The organism is Oculatella sp. LEGE 06141 (assembly GCF_015207605.1).
Lineage (GTDB): Bacteria > Cyanobacteriota > Cyanobacteriia > Elainellales > Elainellaceae > Oculatella.
The window spans coordinates 1-4,746 of sequence record NZ_JADEWO010000123.1 but is presented as its reverse complement, the minus strand read 5'-3'; the positions used below and the strand labels follow the sequence as shown (position 1 = coordinate 4,746).

The window sequence follows — 4,746 nt, the reverse complement described above, 5'->3', positions numbered from 1 at the left end:
TGGGGTCTTGTCCCAGTCCGATTGGCTAACATCATTGATGGAGGGGACAGGGTTCTCTTCCATCTTGTTAGCCTAGCAGCACCTCTCGATTTTCTCAATTCCCTTTTTCAACCCCTTGAACAGTTACCTTTTTCTTAGCCATCTACGGTTCTTAGATTCAACGAGCCTCCCTAACTCGACAATCGTAACCAGTTTCAAAGATTATTCTTTAATTTCGTAAATTCTAGCTTGTACGAATTGCCGAATTATCTTATTATTTGAGACATCATGGAACGCTTAAGCCCTTATGGCGCTTGGCTAATGTCTTATGGAGTTTTCTGCATGATTACCCTGACTGATGATGAAGTTGTTCTGATCAAATCCCTTCTGATTGCCTTGCGCTGCATTAAAACCAAAGACCTGGATAAAGCTCTCGTCATTCTCAGCAAACGGAGCCGCCATACTCAGGAGGATAACCATGCTCGTATTGAATGATGCTCAAGCGCTGGTTGTGCAAGACTTGCTGATCAAAATGCTGATCAACGATGCTTACTCGGTTGCTCAACTCGAAGAAGCGATCGCCTGGTTTCAGCAAGGCGATCGGATATCTTGTCCGTTTGAGCAGATCTGGAGCAAAACCCTGGCTCAACAAATTGTTCAAGAACTGCGCCGTCAGCCTTAGTTATCCCCTGCCAGATTCGGCCTTGTGCCTTTCTGGCGCTCCTTCTTACAACGGTGGTTGATTTGCTGAAACGAGCAGATGCGATCGCCCATAAAGCACAGATTGTAGAGGCGAAGCACAGGTTTGTAGGGGCGAAGCATTTGCGCCGAGGTTGATGCCACTATTAAACGATGTTGATGCAAATGCTTCGCCCCTACGGGAGGATGGGACAAAACCGGGATCAATTGGGGCGATCGTGCAAAATTTCAAATCTGTTTCAACCCGCCGTATCAATCAGATTCGCAAAACGGTTTGGAGTGCTTCCGGGAATTGGCATTACTGATGTAATTGATTTCACTGTCAGATGCGATCGCTCATTGGGAAGGCTAAGGGAAGATGAGCCAATTAAATGAATGCCGTCTCAATACCATCCTGATAAACACCACAGACGATCGATCCGATTAAAAGGATACGATTACACCGCAGCAGGGGCGTATTTCATTACCATTTGTACCCATCAGCGTGAGTGTTTGTTTGGGGTAATTGAAGATGGAGAAATGCGGTTGAATTTGTTTGGGAAGATGGCGCGATCGGGTTGGGTGAATTTGCCGCAGCATTTTCGATCGGTGAAATTGGATCAATTTGTGGTCATGCCCAATCACATTCATGGAATTATCTGGTTGGGCGGCAAAGATTGTAGGGGCGAAGCATTTGCATCAACATCGTTTAATAGTGGCATCAACCTCGGCGCAAATGCTTCGCCCCTACGGGAGGATGGGACACAACCAGGATCGATTGGGGCGATCGTGCAAAACTTCAAATCCGTTTCAACCCGTCGTATCAATCAGATTCGCAAAACGGCAGGTATCCCCATCTGGCAACGCAATTATCATGAACACATTATTCGAGGGGATCGCGCCCTACAAAACATCCAAGAGTACATTCAACACAATTCACTATCCTGGCAGCAAGACCCATTGCATCCAGGCCATGATATCGGTAAATCATTGATTAGCTTGCTCTAGAATACAGGCCATCATTGTTGTAGTCATTGAATTGGCGATCGCAGATATGCAGATATCCAGCTTAGAAACCATTGCTCGATCAACTGACACAAGCTCAGACCATCGCTTTTCCCACCGGATGGTATCGTGATAAACGGTCTGTTTCGACTCATGCTCTCAGATTGCTCAAAGAGCAGCATGTAGACGTAAATCGATCGCCATTGTTCCGGTTGATGTAGATATCATGCTGACCTGGTTATCTCTGCTGGCTCTCATTCCTTCCACTCCGGTACTGTTTGATCTGAACCCGGTTTACCTTATCGCTCAGGCGTTCCAGGAGATCGTACAGCCCCAAGACATTCGGGCATTACCCGGTAGCCTGGATCAGGTTCCCGTCTTTAACAGCAACAGTCCAGAACTGGTGCAAACCGAAGGTATTCTTCTATCCACCTTTCCTCCAGACGGAAAAGCCACCCCTGCGGCGCATCTTGACTATGCGTTCGACGGACGCTTTGATTTATTTGCCCATCATGTCGCCAGAGGACAGTCACCCAACGACCGACGCACCCTTTACCTCGGAGTCATTGTTCATAACCCAGGAAACAAGCCTGTAAAACTGAATTTACGCGAGGCCATTAGCTACCTGAGCCAGGAAGCCGCGTTTAATCAACTGTCGTCCTCCGAGTCGAATCTCTTGGGCAACCAGTTTTCGGGGCCGGGAAGCCGCACCATGAACGATGTGTTGCGCGATCGCCGTCAACCTCAATGGCCAGTTGAGGTTGAAATTGCCCCAGGGCAAGATTATTTGTTGATGAATGTGCCGATTCCGCTACGGCGCTTGAGCGTAGCCACCGATGGAACGCTGGCACCGGGAAGCCCTCTACTGCCGCCATTAAGCCAGCAGCCGAGAGCCAATCCCAATAGTCAGGAGTTACCCACCAATGCCCGCTCCACATTGATGCGGCTGTCGAGCGACGCTCCGGTGTATGTGGCGAGTCTGGCTAAGTTTGCACCCGCTACAGCCGACGGTGGAGAGCGGGTACCCACCCTGGAAGAGTGGCAAGCTCTACTGCGGCAAGGTGCTTTGGCAGGGCCACGCGACCATGCCCCCACTCCGCCCGCAAACGCCAACACCGCAGAACGGTTTTTCTATGGGCGGGTGGCTGGGGTGGCTCAGGGTTCCCAGTGGGTTGCCAGGTTAACCGATGGAGCACGAGCCGAACAGTTGACCCTTCCCGATCGCGGCCAGCGGATTTCCTATGTGATCAATACGGTCGATCGCAACACCTTTGGTACAGGGCAGGTACAGAGTGCGCCCATGCTCAAGCGCTATCCCGACACCGCCTATCGCGCACACGGTAACTATGGCGTGGAATATAGCCTGACCCTGCCGCTGCATAATCCCACAGATGACACCCAAACGGTTGACATTTCAATGCAAACGCCGCTTCAGGACGAAACCTCAAAGGAGGCTCTGCGGTTTCGGGAACCTGCCGATCCGCAAATTTTCTTTCGAGGAACGGTGCTGGTGCTTTACAAAGATGATGCAGGTCAAAACCGGGCAAACTTCTTGCATCTGGTGCAGCGCAGAGGCCAGCAAGGTTCATCGCTGCTCCGGCTCACCTTGCCACCGGGCGATCGGCGATCGGTTCAGGTTCAGTTTCTCTATCCGCCTGACGCAACGCCACCTCAAGTGCTAACGGTTCATACCGTCGAGCAGGAGTGACCAGGGCAGTGTACTTGGTGGTGCGAAAAGCGGTTCAGGTCTGCTGAAGGGGTGGGTATCGTATTGCCATGCCCCGGCAACCGTTATCCATCCAATCGGCAGCATTGCCCCAACGATATATACAGCCATTTTCATTTGCATTCACCACGCCTTCAACCCTATACCCCACGCCCATCTTGGCGAGACTGTGGCTTACTCGATTGAGAACTGCTGTAAGTTTTCATCAGGCAGATATCCCTTCGGTTTGTTAACGAAGTAGAGTAGCAATAGGGACTATCTGACCGCTGCTTCTATGATGATGCCCACTATAGACAAACGAGACGTGCGGGCATTTCTCATTCTTGCCCTGTTTTTTAGCAGCCTCGCAGCCTTGACTGGTCTTTTGCTCTCGGGTCGTGCAGCAAAAGCCGAACGCCTCGCCCAACTGCTGCAAACGAAAAACTGCACCTACTGCGAGCTAGAAAACACCGATTTGAGACGTGCCGATTTGGAAGGCGCTAACCTGGCCGATGCTAACCTGCGAAATACATCCCTCAACAACGTTAATTTGAGCAGCGCAATGCTGAGCCGTGCCGTATTGAACGAGGCCACGCTAGACGGAGCCACATTGACAGAAGCCATTTTGAGCGATGCGCTGTTGGGTGGTGCGTTTTTGAATAACGTTAATGGCGATCGCGTCAACTTGCAGGGAGCGTATCTGGGAGATGCCCGTTTACGGGGAATTAAGCTCAGGTATGCCAACCTGAGCAACGCCAACCTGAGCCGAGTCGATCTGAGCCGAGCCGACCTGAGCCACGCCAACTTGCGCGATGCCAACCTGGGAGATGCCAACCTCACGGGCAGCAATCTCCGCGAAGCAGACCTGCGACGCATCGATTTAGGAGATGCAACGCTGCGCGACACCGACTTGCACAAAGCCAACTTGCTGCGCGGCAACTTGCGCCGGGTTGATTTGCGCCGGGCTGAGCTGGCTCAAGCCAACTTGTCGGGTACGAATCTCTCTGGTGCCAACCTGAGCGAAACCAATCTCTCTGGTGCCGATCTGTATCAGGCGTATCTGGGTGATGCCGATTTAACGCAGGCGAACCTATACCGCGCCAACCTGAGCGGGGCAAACTTGACCCGTGCCAGTTTAAGTGATGCCCACCTGGACGGAGCCAATTTGAGCGGCGCGAATTTGCGAAGAACCTCTTTCGCGGGAGCCAGCCTCAAAAAAGCCGACCTGACGGGAGCAAATTTCAATAGAGCTAATTTGAGCGATGCGAATTTGCGCGGTGCCACGTTCTGTAACACAACCATGCCAGATGGCACGATCGCCAACCAGGATTGCTAATTACAGCAGTTCTCAATCGAGTCAGCCACAGTCTCGCCAAGAT

The 4,746-nt window shown here is 51.6% G+C and carries 6 protein-coding genes; all 6 read left to right on the top strand.

Going from position 1 to position 4,746, the window contains the following annotated elements:
• Positions 1-321: 321 nt before the first annotated feature.
• The 6 genes from IQ268_RS31725 to IQ268_RS31700 all read left to right on the top strand — a co-directional run bounded on the left by IQ268_RS31725 (position 322) and on the right by IQ268_RS31700 (position 4,703).
• Complete coding sequence (locus IQ268_RS31725) at positions 322-474, top strand: hypothetical protein (protein WP_193887435.1); 153 nt, start codon at positions 322-324, stop codon at positions 472-474.
• Positions 458-661 carry a hypothetical protein gene (locus IQ268_RS31720; RefSeq protein WP_193887433.1) on the top strand — a complete coding sequence of 68 codons (204 nt, stop codon included), beginning with the start codon at positions 458-460 and terminating at the stop codon, positions 659-661. The genes IQ268_RS31725 and IQ268_RS31720 overlap by 17 nt, the downstream gene beginning before the upstream one ends.
• 154 nt (positions 662-815) lie before the next feature.
• On the top strand, positions 816-983 hold the full coding sequence (locus IQ268_RS31715; protein ID WP_193887431.1) for a hypothetical protein: 168 nt from the start codon (positions 816-818) through the stop codon (positions 981-983).
• 70 nt (positions 984-1,053) lie between these two features.
• Positions 1,054-1,665 carry a transposase gene (locus IQ268_RS31710; RefSeq protein ID WP_193887429.1) on the top strand — a complete coding sequence of 204 codons (612 nt, stop codon included), beginning with the start codon at positions 1,054-1,056 and terminating at the stop codon, positions 1,663-1,665.
• 223 nt (positions 1,666-1,888) lie between these two features.
• Positions 1,889-3,370, top strand: coding sequence for a DUF3370 domain-containing protein (locus tag IQ268_RS31705; RefSeq protein WP_193887427.1), 1,482 nt, complete (start codon positions 1,889-1,891; stop codon positions 3,368-3,370).
• Between the two features lie 292 nt (positions 3,371-3,662).
• Positions 3,663-4,703: a pentapeptide repeat-containing protein gene (locus tag IQ268_RS31700; protein ID WP_193887425.1), complete on the top strand. Its 1,041-nt coding sequence runs from the start codon at positions 3,663-3,665 to the stop codon at positions 4,701-4,703.
• The last annotated feature ends 43 nt before the right edge of the window (positions 4,704-4,746 follow it).